The 19,975-nt window shown below is 35.2% G+C and carries 15 protein-coding genes and 1 pseudogene; 13 read left to right on the plus strand and 3 right to left on the minus strand.

Annotated elements, in window-relative coordinates; genetic code table 11:
- The coding region (locus DPQ31_RS05480; protein ID WP_208731656.1) for a SpaA isopeptide-forming pilin-related protein at nt 1-2,719 on the plus strand (2,719 nt) is incomplete at its 5' end.
- Nucleotides 2,720-3,398: 679 nt separating this feature from the next.
- Nucleotides 3,399-4,250, plus strand: a complete 852-nt coding sequence (locus tag DPQ31_RS05485; RefSeq protein ID WP_208731657.1) for a hypothetical protein — start codon at nt 3,399-3,401, stop codon at nt 4,248-4,250.
- 111 nt (nt 4,251-4,361) lie between these two features.
- Here DPQ31_RS05485 and DPQ31_RS05490 read toward each other — a convergent pair whose 3' ends face one another.
- A complete protein-coding gene (locus tag DPQ31_RS05490; protein WP_000687251.1) occupies nt 4,362-4,997 on the minus strand; it encodes a pentapeptide repeat-containing protein in 636 nt (211 codons plus the stop codon).
- 269 nt (nt 4,998-5,266) lie between these two features.
- Between DPQ31_RS05490 and DPQ31_RS05495 the strand changes: the two genes are divergently transcribed.
- From DPQ31_RS05495 to DPQ31_RS05510, 4 genes and pseudogenes are all read left to right on the plus strand, one after another.
- On the plus strand, nt 5,267-6,070 hold the full coding sequence (locus DPQ31_RS05495) for a MerR family transcriptional regulator (protein ID WP_208731658.1): 804 nt from the start codon (nt 5,267-5,269) through the stop codon (nt 6,068-6,070).
- Between the two features lie 315 nt (nt 6,071-6,385).
- Complete coding sequence (locus tag DPQ31_RS05500) at nt 6,386-6,682, plus strand: protoporphyrinogen oxidase (protein WP_070172833.1); 297 nt, start codon at nt 6,386-6,388, stop codon at nt 6,680-6,682.
- 74 nt (nt 6,683-6,756) lie between these two features.
- Nucleotides 6,757-7,233 (plus strand): PH domain-containing protein, encoded by a 477-nt coding sequence (locus DPQ31_RS05505; RefSeq protein ID WP_208731659.1) that lies wholly within the window; start codon nt 6,757-6,759, stop codon nt 7,231-7,233.
- A pseudogene (locus DPQ31_RS05510) lies at nt 7,226-8,641 on the plus strand (PH domain-containing protein). The gene DPQ31_RS05505 and the pseudogene DPQ31_RS05510 overlap by 8 nt, the downstream one beginning before the upstream one ends.
- Nucleotides 8,642-8,812: 171 nt before the next feature.
- On the opposite strand, the gene hmoB reads toward DPQ31_RS05510, so the two are convergent.
- Nucleotides 8,813-9,316 (minus strand): heme-degrading monooxygenase HmoB, encoded by a 504-nt coding sequence (gene hmoB, locus DPQ31_RS05515; RefSeq protein ID WP_098821202.1) that lies wholly within the window; start codon nt 9,314-9,316, stop codon nt 8,813-8,815.
- Between the two features lie 127 nt (nt 9,317-9,443).
- Between hmoB and DPQ31_RS05520 the strand changes: the two genes are divergently transcribed.
- The 7 genes from DPQ31_RS05520 (at nt 9,444) to DPQ31_RS05550 (ending at nt 18,883) form a co-directional block, all read left to right on the plus strand.
- On the plus strand, nt 9,444-11,561 hold the full coding sequence (locus DPQ31_RS05520) for a transglycosylase domain-containing protein (protein WP_000756256.1): 2,118 nt from the start codon (nt 9,444-9,446) through the stop codon (nt 11,559-11,561).
- 189 nt (nt 11,562-11,750) lie between these two features.
- Nucleotides 11,751-12,797, plus strand: a complete 1,047-nt coding sequence (gene hemE, locus DPQ31_RS05525) for a uroporphyrinogen decarboxylase (protein ID WP_070172836.1) — start codon at nt 11,751-11,753, stop codon at nt 12,795-12,797.
- Between the two features lie 14 nt (nt 12,798-12,811).
- Entirely contained in the window at nt 12,812-13,747 is a 936-nt protein-coding gene (gene hemH / locus DPQ31_RS05530; RefSeq protein WP_199633952.1) for a ferrochelatase, read from the plus strand.
- A gap of 19 nt (nt 13,748-13,766) precedes the next feature.
- Entirely contained in the window at nt 13,767-15,194 is a 1,428-nt protein-coding gene (hemY, locus tag DPQ31_RS05535) for a protoporphyrinogen oxidase (RefSeq protein ID WP_199633953.1), read from the plus strand.
- Nucleotides 15,195-15,405: 211 nt separating this feature from the next.
- Complete coding sequence (locus DPQ31_RS05540; RefSeq protein ID WP_199633995.1) at nt 15,406-17,772, plus strand: DUF6359 domain-containing protein; 2,367 nt, start codon at nt 15,406-15,408, stop codon at nt 17,770-17,772.
- A gap of 142 nt (nt 17,773-17,914) precedes the next feature.
- Nucleotides 17,915-18,217 carry a hypothetical protein gene (locus DPQ31_RS05545; RefSeq protein ID WP_000226526.1) on the plus strand — a complete coding sequence of 101 codons (303 nt, stop codon included), beginning with the start codon at nt 17,915-17,917 and terminating at the stop codon, nt 18,215-18,217.
- 366 nt (nt 18,218-18,583) lie between these two features.
- Entirely contained in the window at nt 18,584-18,883 is a 300-nt protein-coding gene (locus tag DPQ31_RS05550) for a hypothetical protein (protein ID WP_001198065.1), read from the plus strand.
- A gap of 47 nt (nt 18,884-18,930) precedes the next feature.
- On the opposite strand, the gene DPQ31_RS05555 is transcribed toward DPQ31_RS05550, so the two are convergent.
- Nucleotides 18,931-19,776 (minus strand): hypothetical protein, encoded by an 846-nt coding sequence (locus DPQ31_RS05555; RefSeq protein WP_000984181.1) that lies wholly within the window; start codon nt 19,774-19,776, stop codon nt 18,931-18,933.
- Nucleotides 19,777-19,975: the final 199 nt, after the last annotated feature.

Consider the following 19,975-nt stretch of genomic DNA (forward strand, 5'->3'; position numbering starts at 1 on the left):
AGGTGTAGTCTTCGAAGTACAAGATGAGCAAGGCAAAGTAGTAACAGGAGTAAAAACAGATAAAAATGGTAAAGCAAAAATCTCAGACTTATCTGTAGGAAAATACAAATTAGTAGAGAAAGAAAGCTTACCAGGTTACAAACAATTAACAGAACCAGTATCGTTTGAAATCGAAAAAGGTATGACGAAAGTTTTATCATTGAAAGTAGAGAACGAACTGTTAGATAAAGGTTCAGTAGAGATTACAAAAGTGGACAAAGAAAGTGGCGCAGTATTAGCGGGCGTAACATTCGAAGTGCAAGACGAAAAAGATAAAGTAGTAACAAAAGTAACGACAGATAAAGAAGGAAAAGCAAACGTTTCAGATTTATCAGTAGGGAAATATAAGCTAGTAGAGGTAGAAAGCTTACCAGGATATAAAAAACTAGCAAAACCAGTATCGTTTGAAATTAAAAAAGGTATGACAGAAGTTTTATCACTAAAAGTAGAGAACGAATTAGTAGATAAAGGTTCAGTAGAAATTATAAAAGTGGACAAAGATAGCCAGAATGCATTAGCAGGCGTAGTCTTTGAAATCCAAGATGAAGCAGGAAAAGTAGTAACGAAAGTAAAAACAGATAAAGAAGGAAAAGTGAAAATTTCAGATCTATCTGTAGGAAGTTACAAACTAGTAGAAGTAGAGAATTTACCAGGCTACAAAAAACTAACAGAGCCAGTATCATTCGAAATTACAAAAGGTATGACGACAGTCTTATCATTAAAAGTAGAGAATGAGCAGTTAGACAAAGGCTCAGTAGAAATTACAAAAGTAGATAAAGACAGTCAAAAAGTATTAGAAGGTGTAGTCTTCGAAGTACAAGATGAGCAAGGCAAAGTAGTAACAGGAGTAAAAACAGATAAAAATGGTAAAGCAAAAATCTCAGACTTATCTGTAGGAAAATACAAATTAGTAGAGAAAGAAAGCTTACCAGGTTACAAACAATTAACAGAACCAGTATCGTTTGAAATCAAAAAAGGCATGACAGAAGTTCTATCGTTAAAAATAGAAAATGAAATGGTAGATACGGGAAATGTAGAAATCACAAAAATAGATAAAGATAATAAGGCGCCGTTAGCAGGTGTAGTCTTTGAAGTTCAAGACGAAAAAGGCAAAGTAGTAACGAAAGTAACGACAGATAAAGCTGGAAAAGCAACAGTTGCAGATTTATCAGTAGGAAAGTACAAGCTAGTAGAAGTAGAGAGTTTACCAGGTTACAAAAAATTAGAAAAGCCTGTACCATTTGAAATTAAAAAAGGTATGACAAAATCTTTAGCGTTCACTGTAGAAAATGAAATGGTAGATACGGGGAATGTAGAAATCACAAAAATAGATAAAGACAGTAAAGCACCATTAGAAAATGTTGTATTTGAAGTACGTGATTCAAAAGGAAAAGTAGTTGCGAAAGTAAAAACGGATAAAGAAGGAAAAGCAAACATTTCAGATTTATCTATTGGAAAGTATGAGTTAGTAGAAGTAGAAACACCAGTAGGATACAAGCCACTTGAAAAACCAATTTCATTCGAAATTGAAAAAGGTAGAGTTACAGCATTACAATTGACTGTAGAAAATGAATTAGTGGATGTAGGAAATGTAGAAATTACAAAAGTAGACAAAGAAACGAAAGATGCTTTAGCTGATGCAGTATTTGAGATTCAAGATGAATCAGGAAAAGTAGTCGCTAAAATAACGACAGATAAAAAAGGACAAGCACAAGTTACTAATTTATCAGTTGGCACATACAAGCTAGTAGAAGTAAAAGCACCAAAAGGATATAAGCAATTGGTAGATCCGATTACTTTCCAAATTGAAAAAGGTATGACGAAATCTCTTGCTTTAACAGTAGAAAATGAAATGTTAGACAAGGGTAACGTAGAAATTACAAAAGTAGATAAAGATAGCCAAAAAGTATTAGAAGGCGTAGTCTTCGAAGTACAAGATGAGCAAGGCAAAGTAGTAACCGAAGTAACGACAGATAAAGATGGAAAAGCAATAATTTCAGATTTATCAGTAGGAAAGTATAAATTAGTAGAAAAAGCAAGCTTACCAGGTTACAAACAATTAACAGAACCAGTATCGTTTGAAATCCAACAAGGTATGACGAAAGTCTTATCATTGAAAGTAGAGAATGAGCAGTTAGACAAAGGTTCAGTGGACATTACAAAAATGGCTGCTGAAAGCAAGGAAGTATTAGCAGGAGCTGTGTTTGAAGTTCATGATGAAAAGGGCAAAGTAGTAGCGAAAGTAACGACAGATAAAGCTGGAAAAGCAAAAATCTCAGATCTATCTGTAGGTAACTACACACTTGTAGAAGTAGAAGCACCAAAAGGATATGAAAAATTAACTAATCCAATTCCATTTGAAATTACAAAAGGAATGATAAGTTCGGTTCAATTAGAAGTGTTAAACAAATTGAGTCATTTAGCACCACCAGGTCCAGAAAAGCCTGAAACAACAGATCCAGAAAAACCGGAAACAACAGATCCAGAAAAACCGGAAACAACGGATCCAGAAAAACCGGAAACAACAGATCCAGAGAAGCCTGGAACACCAAATCCAGAAAAACCTGAAAAAGAATTACCGAAGACAGGACAGAAAATGCCTGTGGAACCATATATGGGAGCATTTCTTGTAATGATGAGTTTTGGATTACTCGTATTAGGTAGAAAACAGCAGAGATAATAAAAGTGAAAAGGTATCCTTCAAGTATTTGAGGATACCTTTTTTATTTTATTTGGCATAAAAAAGCATCTAGCAAAAGTACTAGATGCAAATAAAAATACAAGGGAAGATAAATGTCCTCACGTTTTCATAGTGTTTTGTTGAAAAAAGGGCTATCTATGTAATTAATTTTAACGCGTAAGGAAAGAAGTTTCTTTCCTTACATGTTTGAATGGGGATAGTCCAACGGTAGGTGGGGAAAATAATGTAAAAAAACTATTGTATGTTTAAAAACGTTATGTTACATTTGTGTTACATATAAGTTACAAAACGTAACTTTTGTTACGTTTTGTTTTCTTATGTTTTCGATAGATTACGAGTTGTAGTTCGTATTTCCAATCAACTGAGAATATTTAAAGTTGAAGAAATAACAAACTATAAACTAAAAATGGTTTTTCTATGTGTATGAGAGTGTGTAGTAAAGATTTTGAGTGGGAGCTTTATCCGCATTATTAAAATTCCTTTCGGTCTTAAAAGAAGAAGACTACCAACTATTTAGGAGTTTTAAGTAATGATAGTAAATGAAATGTATTTCCTTTCCCGCACACAATGTAGTACATATTTTACTGTTAGTCTAAGTACTACACAGATTTTTATACATATGATGTTATTGTTTTAGGAGTATATAGGGGGAGAGAAAATGAGAAAGTTATTAACGGTAATTGGACTTACATTTTTAATGTTGGCTGGATGTAGTAATGGGAACTTTGAAAAAGCAATGGATGAGGGAAAGACTGCACTAACGAATAAAGAATATAAAACAGCCTTATCGTCATTTGAACGAGCGCTAGATGAGAAAAAAGATGATTCAGATGTAAAAGTACTTATAGAACAAACGAAAGCAATGATTGAAGCAGTGAAGTTAAAAGAGGAAACAAAGGTAGAAGAGTCAATCAAGTCATTTGAAAAAGTAGAGAGCGTGAAGAATGGAAGTAATACGCTGATAAAACAAGCGAAGGAAGAACGAACAGCATTACTAGCCATCTTAGAACAAAAAAAGAAATATAGCGAGCAACTGACGAAAAGTGAAGAGTTCATAAGTAAGAAAAATTATGCAGAAGCGAAAGAGATATTAGATAAGCTAGTTTCCGAAACGAAAGGTAACAAGAACTTTGAAGAATATAATAAAAAAGCTGTAGGATTAGTTACTAAAATTAGTGAAGAGGAAAAAACTGCAAAGAGTGAAACAGCAGCAGCGAAGGCACAAAAAACAGATGCAGGAACGAGTCAAAAAGTAGAGGCAGAAAAGAATCAAAAGGTAGAGACAGGAAAGAATCAAGATGCATTTACTTTTGAGAAAGCTAAAGAATATATTAAAAATGAATATAAAGAAGAATATGATTACACGCTAGAGAATACGCAAGTAGAAAATGGAAAGAAACATTATCAAATAAGAGTGCGTACGACATATAAAATAGAAGGTGCAGCTGGATCAGGATTTACTGGTGTATTCAAAGTATTCGAAGATGGTACAATTGTTGAAGTGCACTAGATTGATGAAAAGAATATGATACAAAACAGTAATCTGTCAAAAATAGAGATAATAAAAAGGTATCCTTCAAGTACGAGGATACCTTTTTACATTTTAAATCGTTCTTTATGACTAATCTTTAATTATTAATCCGAGTAATGTTGCAAACTGAATAGCTTGATATGATGATACTTTACATCCTCTTAGATTGTTCACTGAAACGGTAAGTGTATCAAAATTAGAAGAACTAATATCTATTCCCTTCAGTGATGTTTGATCAAAATTTGCTTCGTCAAGGCTACATGAATTGAATTCAACTTTTTTTAGTTTACAGTCAAAAAAATCTGCATTATTTAATGAAGTTTCATTAAATATGATCTTTTCTAGTTTAGAATTTCCAAGTGAAGCTAAATTCAAAATTGAATTTTCAAATGTAACATTTCCTAAGCTAGATTCCGTAAAATTAACGCCAATTAATTTACTGTTTTTAAATTCGACTCTGTGAACAGAAGAGTTGCTTAAATTAACATTTGATAAATCGCAGTTCTCAAAACAAACATCTGTAATATCAATATTGCTAAAGTCTGTATTGGTAAACTTACAATTTTTTATCACTGCATTATATAAACGCACTCTATCTACAGATTCATTTTCAAAAGTGGAATCGATGATTTCACACATTTCTAATGTTGAATCTTCTTCATAAAAAATATCGTGAAAATTCTTTAAAGATAACTCTGGCGAAATTTTTGGTCTATCAATTTTCATATTATATCCTTCTTTCATTGAATTAGTTAGCTAGAAAAAATGTATCATCTATTTTAACCTCTTTTTTAAATAAATTCGATGATTGTAATGGCACCTAGTAACTTTTCTAAGACTGCCAAGTTGATTTTTAACCTCACTTATTTATAATCTTTTCTTTTAAGGTTTCCATATTTTACACGACCCATTTTTATTATCCTTCCACTAACTTTAACGATAAAATAATAACGTCTCCCTTTAGAGGAGAGTCAAGAATAAGGGGGCAATATAAATTGGAAAATTTATTTTCTATTGGTGAAGTTGCTAATATGAAAGGCATTACAATAAAAGCTTTAAGATATTATCATCAAACAGGCATTCTTATCCCAGTATATATTGATGCAAAAACGGGTTATAGATACTATTCGGTAGATCAATTTGTTTATATTGATATAATTAAAGTTTGTAGAGCTTTAGGAACGAGTACGAAAGAACTGCAAAAAATTTTCACGGAAAAGAATATGGATGAATTATTAAAATTTTTAGCATTAAAAAGAGAAGAAACTGAGCAAAAGATAAAAGAGATGCAAGCAGTCATTCATACGATTGATAAACTAGATAATAGTGTACAAGTCGCTAAAAAGGTACTAGTACATAATCAAATAACAATACAGTATTTTGAGAAACGTTATATCGTCACTGCTCCATGCAAAGAAGTGGGTAATTTTAAAGAATTCCTTTATTATTCAGAGGTAGATAAAATTATTCAGGAGAGAAATTTAGAAACAACGATGGAGATTGGTATAGCATATACGGTTCATTCAAAATATAGATTTGAACCAAAGTATGCTTTTTCTGTGTTATGTAAATATGATTACACACAGAAAGAGCAAAATATAGATATCTTACCAGAAGGTAACTATTTAACGCTGGCCTATAAAAAGAATAATAAAGAAGAAAGTATGGAGAAATTAAAAGATTATATAGAGAAAAATAATGTAACAATTAAAAATTGCATTGAAGTGGAATTATTAGATGAGTTTTTTAGTATGGATTCTTACAGTTGCCAAATGCAATTGCTTATAGAGAATGAATGAAAACGAACTTTAGAGTATACTCAGAAATAATATAAACTAGAAAATGAAGCTGGATTATGTAAGTACAATTGTTGAAAAGGTATCCTCACATACTTTGAGGATGCTTTTTTAGTATAAAAAAAGGCATCTAGCAAAAGTACTAGATGCAAATAAAAAACACAAGGGAAGACAAAATTCTTCCCTTTTCCCGTATGTAATTATATCAAAAAATTTATAAAAAACTAGCTTTATTTTTATATAATTGATGTGTGAAGCCGTGAAAGGAAAAGATTACACTATTTTCGTAGTTTTTTGTTAAAAAAAGGAGCTGTACATATGATTAATTTTAAACCAGAAAAATTAAATCAATTATTAAAAGTGACGCTCATAAGTGCGAATAAGTCGTATGATGCGATTAAAGATTATGAGTTTACAAAAGAAGCAGTAGTATTCCGTGTAGATTTCGAATATATTGACGTTTCTCTTATGATTGTAGATATGCTAGGAAGATCGGCGGCGAGATTTAACATTTTGCCATTTGCTAAACCAGATACGAATGAGATAGATTACATCCAGTTTCAAGTGTATTCGATTAATGAAGGGAATTTTAAAGAAATGCTTGATACGATGTAAAAAACTATAATTTTACAAAAATGTATATACCAACTAATATATAAGTAATACATTCATATAATTGGAGTGATGAGATGCAGCCGTTAGAAAGGGAGATTCATTCTAATATGCTGAAAGTGTGGCGAATTCACGCTTTAATTGGGGCGGCAGTTATACTAGCAGTCGTAATTACGTATTTCTTTTTTATGATTAACTTTAACTGGTGGGGTTGGCTGTTCGGATTGTTAGTAACAGGCGCTATTACATTTATCCCGCTTGATTATTTTGTATTTCCAAATTTACGTCAACGCTATTATAGTTACAGATTAAATGAAGAAGAGATTGAGATTCAAAAGGGAATGTTCGTTGTAAAACGTGTACTTATTCCGATGATCCGTGTGCAGCACGTAACGATTGAGCAAGGGCCGATTATGAGAAAGTATAATTTAGCAGAATTACACATTTCAACAGCAGCAACTTCTCATAGTATTCCAGGTTTAACGAAAGAAGAAGCAGAACAGCTGAAAAGACAAATTGGAGAACTTGCGAAAGTGAGTGATAAGGATGTATAAGAGGCAACATCCGATCACGATATTATTGGGTATTCGAATTTCGGGTTTATTTCCTTTTATCCTTCTTGTAATATTTCGCTCTGATGAAAATGAGCCTTGGTATTTATTTTATTTTGTTTTGTTGTTTCTTTTATTCGTGATGGCTATTTTCTCCGCTGTGAAATGGTATTTCAAAGTGTACTGGATTGAGAATAATATTTTACATATAAAGCATGGTGTGTTTGTAAAGAAAGAAAGCTACTTAAATAAAGAACGTGTGCAAAATGTTAGTACATCTTCTAACATCATTTATCAAATACTTGGACTTACAAAATTAAATATAGAAGTTGCAGGCGGCGGTAGTGAGCCAGAAGTGATGTTAGCTGGTATTAAAGAAGATGAAGCGAAGGAACTAATTGCTTTATTGCATAAAGAAAGAAGCGTTGTGGCTGAAGAGGTGCCTGCGGAAGAAGGTAGTAAGACAGTTTATCAGTTAAAAGCGAAAGAAATTTTATTCGCATCTATTACATCTGGTAGATTTGGATTAGTGTTTTCTATGTTAGTAATCCTTTACACAGAGTTTAATCAATTTCTACCAGAATGGCTCATCAATAAAGTGGAAGCGTATGTGATGGATAACGGTGTATATGAATAAATCGTTATGACCGCAATTTTAATGGCAATTTCTTGGGTTATTTCAACAGCAGGCTATGCGTTAAAATATGCAAACTTTAAAATTGAGCGAAACGGAAATGAAATTCGCATCGTACAAGGGTTATTTGATAAGAAAGAGTTTGTGTTAAAATTGCACCGTATTCAAGCAATTACTGTGAAAGAAGGCATTCTCCGTCAGCCTTTCGGTTATTGTTCTGTGGAAGTAGAAGTCATTCAAAGTATAGAATCCGCTGGGAATGAAGTGATGTTACATCCTTTTATGAAGAAAAAAGATGTGCAGCAGTTACTCGCATATTTACAGTTGCCGTATGAAATGGAAGAGGAAATCGTTCATTTACCGAAAACGGCATTGCGCCGTTACATCATCATGGGCTGGATTACAACTGCTGTGCTCGCTGTGCCGATCGTTAGTGCGAGTATATATTTCAAACAATATATCGCGTTATTCACTCTTATCCCGCTATGTATCGGATTTATAATACTCGCATACGCTCGTTATACTAGCGGCGGTTATATGATGAGAGAAAATCAATTAACGATGGTGTACAGAGGTCTTGCGAAATATACAGGAATCATGCGTAGAAGGCATATTCAAGCGGTGGGGTACAATCAATCATATTTTCAAAAGAAAGACGAGTTATGTACAGCTGCCGTATCGGTAGCAGGGCATCGTTATAAAGTGAAGCACATGCGAAAAGAGGACACACTTCGTATATATAATTGGTACAAAGAAAAAGGAAACACCGGTGCGTAGTGGTGTTTCCTTTTTTGTTATTAAATGGATATCTTTAGTCGAATCGTTGATATATTTCAAGATGTGATAGATATATTCGAAAAATCGTTGATATATTTCAAGATGTGATAGATATATTCGGAAAATCGTTAATATAATTTCACGTACTGATAGTGTTGTATTACTTTTTAATTAAACTAACACATCAAAAGTAGTCACAAAAGAAGGACGAGAGAAAATACTCTTTTGCTGTTCTGCATGTGGATGTGCCTGAGCCTGTGATTGTCCCTCTGCTTGTGCAGGACGTTTTTTATGAGCGTTTTCGAATGAACGTGATTCTGTCCAGTCTTTAAAGTTTTGCTCTGTTTCCCACATCGTTAAGATGACGTATGTATCGTTACTTAATGGGCGTAGAACACGGATTGCTTGGAAGCCGGGTTCGTTTTCAATAAGGCCTGCACGGTTTTTAAAACGGTTTTCAAATACCGGGCGACCTTCGTCTGTGACAGAAATGTTATTACAAACAATATAGCCAGGTTGTCCTTTAAATTCGCCAACAGCATCTAGTACGTCATATTGAAGAGATCCTTCTACAGATTCTTCTGTATTTTCTTTATAAAACATATCTTTTTCATTATTTTTTGCAGTGAGATGTGCTTGTTCTAGAGGTGTTTCGTATGAAATAATAGCCTTCATTTTAATGCCCCCTTACTTATTTGTTTCTATTATATCAACTCTCTTAAAAAACTTCGAAGATTATATACATAAAGATACTTCTTTTTCAAATAATAAATGTACCATCATTTGGAAAGAAGGCCGATGTATGAAGAAAGTAAAGTGGACTTTATTAGGTGGGTTAGCGACGCTTGTATTAGCGATTGTAATCTATAAACTTATTGTGTTAGCTGGTGGCTATATGATGGATGAAAAGCAGCTCGTTTTCCACTCTTCATCACGTATCGTTGACCAGAAAGGGAAAGAAATTACGAAATTATACGTAGAAAATAGAGACCTCGTACCAATCGAGCAAATTCCAAAATACGTGCAGCAGTCGTTTATTGCGGTGGAAGATTCTCGTTTTTATGAGCATCAAGGAATTGATTATCCGTCAATATTCCGTGCTCTTTATAAAGACACGTTAGCTGGAGAGAAGGTCGAAGGCGGTAGTACGATTACGCAGCAACTTGCTAAAAACGTCTTTTTAACTCGTGAAAAAACATTTACGCGTAAGTTGAAGGAAGTCGCAATCTCCCTTCAATTAGAGCAAAAATATACGAAGCAACAAATTCTTGAAATGTATATGAATCATATTTATTTTGGCCACGGGGCTTACGGTATTCAAGCTGCAGCAAAGTTGTATTTTAATAAAAATGTAGAAGATTTAACAGTAGAAGAAGGGGCAATGCTTGCAGGTCTTCCGAAGTCACCAAACGGATATTCACCGTATTTCTCTCCAGAGAAGAGTAAGGAGCGCCGTGATCTCGTATTGTCACTTATGCATAGACAAGGTTATTTGACTGCTGAAGAAAGCGTTCGCTATCAAGGAAAGACAATTGCTCTATATAAAAACTTAGATGAGAATGAACTCGCATATATGCCGTATATTGATATGGTCATAGATGAAGCGGCTCGTTTATACGGATTGTCTCATCAAGAAGTACTTCGCGGAGGATATACGTTTGTCGTATCGATGGATGAAAAGATTCAAAAGGTGGCGTATAACCAGTTTCAAGATGCGCGAAATTTCCCTGGTAAAGAAAATGGGGCGCAAGGTGCATTTTTATTAATGGATAATCGTACGGGCGGGATTAAAGCTGCGATTGGCGGAAGAAAGTATGTCCCGAGAGGATTTAATCGTATTTTTGCAAAAAGGCAACCGGGCTCTGTTCTGAAACCACTTATCGTCTATGCACCAGCATTAGAAACGAAAAAGTATAATCCGTATTCGTTATTAACAAATGACAAAGCTTCTTTTGAAGGTTATGAACCTCGAAATTACAATCGTCAATATACGAAAGAAATGACGATGTATGATGCGATTTTAGATTCAGCAAACGTACCGGCAGTTTCTTTATTAAATGAGTTAGGGGTCGAAGAAGGAAAGCAATATTTAGAGAAAGGAAATGTTCATATTGCAGATACTGGGTTAAGTACAGCGCTTGGTGGGCTGAAAAACGGTGTTTCACCATTTGATCTTGTAAAAATGTATCGTGCATTTTTAGCAAACGGCAATATTATTGAGCCACATGTTATTGATAAAGTGTTAAATAGACACGGCGCAGTCATTGGAGAATCGCCAAAAGTAGAGACGAAAGTCTTCTCGAAACAAACAGCATGGTATATGACGAAAATGTTAGAAGGAGTTGTAAAGGAAGGGACAGCCAAAGTAGGTGTCTATAACGGTGCGTTGGCTGGAAAAACGGGTACCACTTCAATTCCTAATGATGATAATGGAGCAAGGGATATGTGGTTTGTTGGATATACGCCGAATTTAGTGGGAGCAGTTTGGGTCGGCTATGATCACACGGATAAAGAGCACAAATTGCAAGGCGAAAGTGCAGCTGCAACGAAGTTATTTAAGAAAATTTTAACGAAGGCAAATGTAGAACAGAAAGAAAAGTTTATGCAGCCAGAAGGTGTAGAAACGATTGGTGCCCCAATTCGGTTGCGCAAGATTGAAGATGTAAAAATGAAACTATCATTTAGTCCTTTCGGTTTATTTAAAGCAAAATTAAGCTGGACACCACTTCCAGATGAAAGAATTATGTATCGAATTTATAGAGTGGAAAACGGAATTCATACGCATGTGAGTACTGTAACAGGTGTCGGAGAATATGAGGAAAAGTTTATTAACATATTCTCAAAACCGAGTTTTTACGTTGTGCCATTTAACACACAAACGAACCGTGAAGGAGAAAAGTCAAAAGTAGCTAAACCGTAGATTTTCTCTGTGTTATAATAAGAATGTTGTGAAAATAGTAAGCGGTTTTACGAATGTTTGTGTCAATTTCATGAACAACGTACATAATGTTATGCAATTTGTTTTTACAAGCTGTATAGTAAAAAAAGATAAATATCGGAATAGAACGTATTTAAAGCAAAAGCATTGGTAGGGAAGGGAGCAAGGGTCTTGGTAAGAACTATAAATGAGACATTTTTAAAAGCATGTAGGGGGGAACGTACAGAGTATGTACCAGCATGGTATATGCGTCAAGCAGGTCGTTCGCAGCCGGAATATAGAAAGATAAAAGAAAAATATTCTTTATTTGAAATTACACACAATCCAGAGTTATGTGCTTACGTTACAAAGTTACCAGTTGATCAATATAACGTAGACGCAGCAATTCTTTATAAAGATATTATGTCACCACTACCTGCAATTGGTGTGGATGTAGAAATTAAATCTGGTATTGGACCAGTAATTGATAATCCAATCCGTTCTTTACAAGACGTAGAAAAACTAGGGGAAATCAATCCAGAAGATGACGTACCATACATATTAGATACAATTCGTTTATTAACGACAGAAATGTTAGATGTACCGTTAATCGGTTTTTCAGGAGCTCCATTTACATTAGCGAGCTATATGATTGAAGGCGGTCCATCTCGTAACTACCATAATACGAAAGCGTTCATGTATGCAGAGCCAAAAGCTTGGTTCGCTTTAATGGATAAACTTGCTGATATGGTTATTACATATTTAAAAGCGCAAATTAACGCAGGAGCAAAAGCAGTTCAAATTTTCGATTCATGGGTTGGAACAGTAAATGTAGTAGATTATCGCGTATTTATTAAACCAGCAATGGAACGTATTTTTGCAGAAGTTCGTACGATGGGTGTACCGATGATTATGCACGGCGTAGGAGCTGCACATTTAGTGAACGAATGGCATGATCTGCCTCTTGATGTAGTCGGTTTAGACTGGCGTTTACCGATTGAAGAAGCGCGTGCACGCGGCGTTCATAAGGCGGTACAAGGTAATATGGATCCTTCGTTCCTACTTGCACCATGGTCTGTTATTGAAGAACATGTAAAAGGTATTTTAGATCAAGGGATGAAGCAGCCGGGTTATATCTTTAACTTAGGTCACGGTGTATTCCCAGAAGTAAATCCAGATACATTAAAACGTTTAACTACATTTATTCATGAGTACTCTAAAGAACAGTTAGCGAAGTAAAGGAGATTTGCTGTATGAAAAAGAAAATTGGTTTGCTTGTAATGGCATACGGAACGCCATATAAAGAAGAAGATATTGAACGTTACTATACACATATTCGCAGAGGAAGAAAGCCAAGTCCTGAAATGCTAGAAGATTTAACAGAGCGTTACCGTGCAATTGGTGGTATTTCTCCTTTAGCTACTATTACATTAGAGCAAGCTAAAAAGTTAGAAATGCGTTTAAATGAAATACAAGATGAAGTAGAGTACCACATGTATCTTGGTTTAAAACATATTGAACCGTTTATTGAAGATGCGGTACAAGCTATGCATAACGATGGAATAGAGGATGCAATCGCACTTGTTCTTGCGCCTCACTATTCTACATTTAGCGTGAAATCATATGTTGGACGAGCGCAAGAAGAAGCTGAGAAACTTGGAAACTTAACAATTCATGGCATTTATAGCTGGTATAAAGAACCGAAGTTTATCCAGTATTGGGTCGATGCAGTGAAAGGTATATATAACGGTATGTCAGAAGCAGAACGTGAAAAAGCAGTATTAATCGTATCTGCTCACAGCTTACCAGAGAAAATTATCGCACTCGGCGATCCATATCCAGATCAATTAAATGAAACAGCTGATTATATTGCAAGGGGCGCTGAAGTAGCAAACTATGCAGTAGGATGGCAAAGTGCAGGAAACACGCCAGATCCTTGGATCGGTCCGGATGTACAAGATTTAACGAGAGAATTAAATGAAAAGTACGGTTATACTTCATTTGTTTATGCACCAGTTGGATTTGTTGCGGAACATTTAGAAGTTTTATATGATAATGACTTTGAGTGTAAAGTGGTGACTGATGAAATTGGCGCGAAATATTATCGTCCAGAAATGCCAAACGCATCGGATGCATTCATTGATTGCTTAACGGATGTTGTATTAAAGAAAAAAGAATCTGTATTGTAAGAAGAAAGGGGGAGCCTGCTTGAGGAAAAAAGTTGTGATCATCGGCGGTGGTATCACAGGATTAACAGCTATGTATCACTTACAAAAAGATATTCGTGAGAAGGACTTGCCGATAGATACATTACTTGTAGAAGCGTCGGGTAAACTTGGCGGGAAAATTCAAACCGTTCGAAAAGATGGATTTACAATTGAACGCGGACCGGATTCTTTTTTAGCACGAAAAGAAAGTGCGTCTAGATTGGTGAGAGAATTAGGTCTTGGCGATGAACTTGTAAATAATAAGGCCGGTCAATCATTTATTCTCGTAAACAATCGGTTACATAAAATGCCGAGTGGATCAATGATGGGAATTCCAACGCAAATTACACCGTTTCTATTTTCCGGGTTGTTCTCCCCAATTGGTAAATTAAGAGCTGGTTTTGATCTGTTAATGCCTAGATCAAAACCAGTATCTGACCAATCACTCGGGCAGTTTTTCAGACATCGCCTCGGAAACGAAGTGGTTGAAAACTTAATAGAACCATTATTATCGGGTATTTATGCAGGGGATATTGATGAAATGAGCTTAATGTCGACCTTCCCGCAAATGTATCAAATTGAGCAGAAACATCGCAGTATTTCACTCGGTATGCGTACGCTCGCTCCGAAAGAAGAGAAGGCTGAACCGAAAAAGGGAATCTTCCAAACGGTGAAAACAGGTTTAGAATCTATAGTAGAATCTCTCGAAGTGAAGATGCATGAAGGTACGATAATAAAGGGAACTCGCATTGAAAAAGTTGCAAAACTGGGGGATGGTTACACGATTACTCTTAGTAACGGAAAAGAAATAGAAGCGGACGCCATCGTAGTGGCAAGCTCACATAAAGTATTGCCTTCTATGTTTGCGCAGTATAAACAATTTCGTTTCTTCCGCAACATTCCGTCCACATCAGTTGCGAATGTAGCACTTGCTTTTCCGAAATCAGCCATTCAGCGCGATATTGATGGAACGGGATTTGTCGTATCACGAAATAGTGACTTCTCCATTACAGCATGTACGTGGACACATAAAAAATGGCCGCACACAACGCCAGAAGGTAAGGTACTTCTTCGCTGTTACGTTGGACGCCCTGGTGATGAAGCGATTGTAGAACAAACCGAAGAGGAACTCGTTCAGCTCGTACTAGAAGACTTACGAAAGACGATGGATATTATAGAGGACCCGGAGTTTGCAATCGTAAGCCGCTGGAAAGAAGCGATGCCTCAATATACAGTAGGTCATAACGAGCGAATGAAAAAGCTTACAACATTTATGGAGAAAGAATTGCCAGGTGTGTACTTAGCTGGAAGTTCTTACGCTGGTTCTGGTCTGCCAGATTGTATTGGGCAAGGTGAGTTGGTAGCGCAACGTGTGTTATCATATATTGAAAAAATAGTAGAATGTGAACGAGATGCTTTGAATGTATAAAAAACTACCACTTCCTAATGAAGTGGTAGTTTTTTATTGGAAAATAGAAGTTTGTACCTTACATATTCCATCTGTTTTTAGCATAAGTAATTTTTGTTTTAAACGTATAGCTGAGATTAATTTTTTGTAAAACTTGTCGAAATATAGTTCTATATAACGAATCATTTGTTATGATAGATATGCTGAGAAAATATGAAATAGGGAGAGGAAAATAGCTGTGAAGAAATTGTTAAGTGTCTTTTTATCATTATTACTATTGCTTTCATTTACTGGAACTTTAGCACAAGCAGAAGAAACTACTTCTATGTCGGTAGAAAAAGCAATTCAAGTATTCAAGCAGCAAGGGAAAACGAAGGGGATAGTAGAAGGATATATTGTCGGATATACGCAAAGTCCTTCTAAGTACACGAGGGATCCGGCTAAGTTTGACGACACAAATGTGGCAATTGCCGATTCACCAAACGAAACAAATCCAGATAAAATCATGCCTGTTCAGTTGCCAAAAGGCGATGTGAGATCGGCAGTGAATGTGAAAGATCATCCTGAAAATATTGGGAAGAAAGTTAGCTTAACAGGGACGCTTGAATTATATTTTAGTAGTCCGGGTTTAAAATCAGTAACAGCCCATAAGTTTCAAGGGGAAGAACAAAACCGTGTTAGCGATGTAGTGGCTTCACCTGGGGGCGGGGAAGTTGCGAAAGGAACAGCGGTAACATTAACAACGAATACAGAAGGAGCAACAATTTACTATACGTTAGATGGTTCTAATCCTACAAATAAGAGTGTTCGTTATAGCGGACAAATTGTAGTGAATGAAAATAGTGTGATTAAAGCAATCGCAGAGAAAGAAGGACTTACTTCTTCGGCGATTTCTACATTTTCATTTATTATCGTAAATAATGAACCAGTTCGTATTCATGATATTCAAGGGAAATCACATATTTCTCCTTACAAAGGGAAGAAAGTAAACAATGTGGAAGGCGTTGTAACAGCGCTTGATAAAAATGGTTTTTATATAGAAGATAATAAACCGGATAATGATCCAGCTACTTCAGAAGGTATGTACGTATACAAAAAAGAGGCAAATGTAGCAGTTGGAGACCTTATTCAAGTTGATGGAGAAGTAGAAGAATATGTTGGGCCTGGATATGCAGAAAGGTTTGAAACAGACTTAACAACGACGGAAATTAAGGCGAGTCGCGTTGCTGTAATCGCAAAAGATCAACCTTTACCAGCACCCATCGTACTCGGAGAAAACGGTGTGAAAATTCCTGATCAAATTATCGATAATGATGCATTCGGTTTATTTGATCCAAATGAAGATGCAATCGACTTTTATGAAAGTATAGAAGGTATGCGCGTTACGATGCCAACACCAAAAATTATTGCACCTCAGAAAAACGGAAATTTATATGTAACAGTAAAAAATAGCGGGGATAAAGTAGTAACGAAATATGGTACACCTCTTTTAGATGAAAATCAATTAAACCCAGAGCGTCTTTCTGTAAAAGTACCTCGTGATTATGTAGCAAAAGTAGGAGATACTTTCACAGGAGATATAACAGGGGTAGTAGGATATGATTACGGTTCGTTCCGTATTTCGCCAGTGACGGAATTACCATCTGTAGTGGACGGTGGGTTTAAGCGAGTAGGGGCAAATATTCAGCCACGTCTTGATAAATTAACAGTTGCTACATATAACATTGAAAACTTCTCAGCAAATAAAAAAGAAACGACGGACGAAAAAGTAAAAGAGTTAGCGTATTCTATTAAATACAATTTAAAAATGCCAGATATTATCGGTGTAGAGGAAATGCAAGATAATAATGGATCAATTAATGATGGGACAACAGATGCTTCATTAAGCGCAAAACGTATCATTGATGCAGTTCTAGAAATTCGCGGACCGAAGTATGAGTATGTAGAAATTGCGCCAAGCAACAATCAAGACGGGGGAGCGCCTGGAGCTAACATTCGCGTCGGTTTCTTCTATAACCCATCACGTGTGAAATTAGCAACAGTACCGAAGTTACTTGATAAAAATGTAGTTCGTATTGGAGACGAAAATGCATTATTTGATAGTACACGAAAACCGTTAGCAGCAGAATTTACATTCCAAGGACAAAACGTTGTTGTCGTTGCAAATCACTTAAACTCAAAACTAGGAGATGCAACGCCATTTGGAAAAGTGCAGCCGCTCGTATTAAAGAGTGAAGAAAAACGAATTCAATTAGCGCAAGAAGTAAATCATTTCGTACAAGGTATTCAGAAAAAGAATGCAAATGCACCTGTTGTTGTATTAGGTGATATGAACGATTTTGAGTTCTCGAAACCACTAAAAGCATTAGAGGGAACAATCTTAAAAGATATGCTAAACACTGTGCCGAAAGAGAATCGTTACACGTACATTCATGAAGGGAATGCACAAGTGTTAGATCATATTTTAGTAACGAACAACATCGCACCGCACACAATTGTAGACCCAGTACACTTAAACTCAAACATTATGAAAGAGCATGGACGCGTAAGCGATCACGACCCAGTACTTGCTCAAATTGATTTGAAGAAAGCTTCTTAAAGTGAGAGAACGCTTAGGTAACTAAGCGTTCTTTTTTTGTTTTTGCATCGTCATTTAATTACAAAGAGGGGATTCCTTTTTTTGTAATCTGACGATATAATTAATCGAATATTCTGTTTTGTAGAAAGGGAGGTGTAGATATATGGTAGCCCAACTAAATGGGAAATTAATGAATCAACTAGCGATTTTTTTGAGTGTTTTTATATTGATTCAGTTTGTAGCTGATGTAACAGGTCTTACGCAATCACTAGGTATTCATTATTTAGGTACAATAAGGCAGAGCATCACTTATACAGCATTTGGTTTAGCTGTGATTTTTACTATATTGGGTATGAAAAAGGAATTAAGTAAATATGCAATTATTTCTTTATGTTCGGCGATAGGAATACAAATAATTTATATAGTTGTTATTGTAGTTTTATGGATGTTGGCAGGGACACCGTAAAGTATTGTTCGTTTTTTATAGAAAAACCTATTATTATGAAGTGCACCTCCAATTGTTAGACACGGTCTAACAATTGGAGGTGCACTTTTATTCCGATTAGTAGTCTTCACCAATCGGGCTTTTACGAGCAGTTGATTTCCCACCTGACTTCCTTGTATTCACTGAATTTTGAGGTGGGCATCTAGCTATTTAGAGCTTGATTTCTGTGGGGAATTTTAGGGTTTCTTAAGCAAACCGTAGCGGTGGTCATTTTATTTGGAAAATAGAGTGTAACTAATTGCAAAAGATTATATATAGAAACTCTTTTTTGTAAAATTCATGGTAAAATTAATTGAATATTCAGGTTTATAAAAAGGGGGGGCAACGATGCAGGTACAACTAAATGGAAAATTAATGAATCAAATCGCAATCTTTTTTAGTAGTATCGCCATGCTTCAGTTTATAGCTGAAGTAACAGGATTTACGCAAAATTTAGATATTACGTATAACTTAATAAATACAACAACGTCATATATAACATTTAGCTTGGCAGTGATTTTTACTTTAATAGGTGCAAGAAGAGAATTGAGTAAATATGCAATTATTTTATTATGTTTAGTAGTAGCTATTAAAGCGATTTATTTTGTAGCTGTTGTTATTTTATGGGGATTGGCTGGTACGCCGTAAATGAATAAAAAACCTAATTTCCAAGAAGACATGAGGAAATTAGGTTTTTATGCTTGAAACGCTTTTCTACACCGATCCCTTCTTTGCAATCTTCTTTTGTACCTTTTTCTATCACGCTGTACGCCTTTTATATACATGCATAGGCTGAAGAAGAAGAAGAAGGCACATTGTATCGTTAATATATACGATGACATGCCCTGTAACGGTTGCTTTGGATCATATAAATGAATAGGTGCTCCGCCTATTGTAGGGAATATCGTATTGAGCAGGACGTAAGGAATGGAGGTAACTGCAAATGGAAACAGAATCGCCATATAGTCCTTTTGTGACCATGCAGATGCAGCAAGTCCTAAAAGAGCCATTAACCCTGCAAATAAAAAATTAATTCCGATATATACAATAATATAAGTGATGGGGGAGCCGTAATATAAGTTTGCGAACATCCCGTTGTCATTTATAATACCTGAACCCGCTGCGGGTGCTCCGTTTGGAATGGTTAATTTGCAAAATAATAATGATAAGATAAATGGAAACGTATAAAGAAGTCCTCCGCAAAAAAATGTAACGATATATTTCGTTACTGAATAAGGAAGTAACGAAATTTCTTTACTTATAAATGTCTTAAAACCATCTGATTTATCTGAGTTGTAACTTGTACTAAAGGGAAGACTTGCAATAACTGGCATTAATAATAAATAAACATCCATTTCATTGTCGCGAAATCCAATCCATTTAAAAGCCGTTGTTACAAACGCATCCGTTCCGTCTCCAATATAACGAATTACATAATAATAATGATAGATAGAGATAAGAGCTAATCCACTAAACATAATAATTAAAGAAACACGATTACAAAAAGCTTGCTTTATACTTAAACGAAGCGCACGCATCATGACTGAAAAAGCCTCCACTATTTTGATAAACTTGTCTATTTTCTATATTACTATTAATTGTAAAGATTTTCTTGTTTTTTTATTTGATTATTTGAAAAAGAGGAATTTTGTTGTTGTTAAGTAAGGTTTATCTATACATCTTAAGAATACCTTTTCTTTTTCTCTTTCCTTCTGATACACTATGACAGTATTATATGAA

The organism is Bacillus sp. COPE52 (assembly GCF_003355115.1).
Classification (GTDB): Bacteria; Bacillota; Bacilli; order Bacillales; family Bacillaceae_G; genus Bacillus_A; species Bacillus_A toyonensis.

What these genes read in the sequence shown, in the direction of transcription:
- DPQ31_RS05555 (WP_000984181.1), bottom strand. Translation starts at nt 19,776, where the DNA reads ATGATGCGTGCGCTTCGTTTAAGTATAAAGCAAGCTTTTTGTAATCGT.
- hmoB (WP_098821202.1), bottom strand. Translation starts at nt 9,316, where the DNA reads ATGAAGGCTATTATTTCATACGAAACACCTCTAGAACAAGCACATCTC.
- DPQ31_RS05520 (WP_000756256.1), top strand. Translation starts at nt 9,444, where the DNA reads ATGAAGAAAGTAAAGTGGACTTTATTAGGTGGGTTAGCGACGCTTGTA.
- hemH (WP_199633952.1), top strand. Translation starts at nt 12,812, where the DNA reads ATGAAAAAGAAAATTGGTTTGCTTGTAATGGCATACGGAACGCCATAT.
- DPQ31_RS05545 (WP_000226526.1), top strand. Translation starts at nt 17,915, where the DNA reads ATGGTAGCCCAACTAAATGGGAAATTAATGAATCAACTAGCGATTTTT.
- DPQ31_RS05505 (WP_208731659.1), top strand. Translation starts at nt 6,757, where the DNA reads ATGCAGCCGTTAGAAAGGGAGATTCATTCTAATATGCTGAAAGTGTGG.
- DPQ31_RS05500 (WP_070172833.1), top strand. Translation starts at nt 6,386, where the DNA reads ATGATTAATTTTAAACCAGAAAAATTAAATCAATTATTAAAAGTGACG.
- DPQ31_RS05550 (WP_001198065.1), top strand. Translation starts at nt 18,584, where the DNA reads ATGCAGGTACAACTAAATGGAAAATTAATGAATCAAATCGCAATCTTT.
- DPQ31_RS05490 (WP_000687251.1), bottom strand. Translation starts at nt 4,997, where the DNA reads ATGAAAATTGATAGACCAAAAATTTCGCCAGAGTTATCTTTAAAGAAT.
- DPQ31_RS05485 (WP_208731657.1), top strand. Translation starts at nt 3,399, where the DNA reads ATGAGAAAGTTATTAACGGTAATTGGACTTACATTTTTAATGTTGGCT.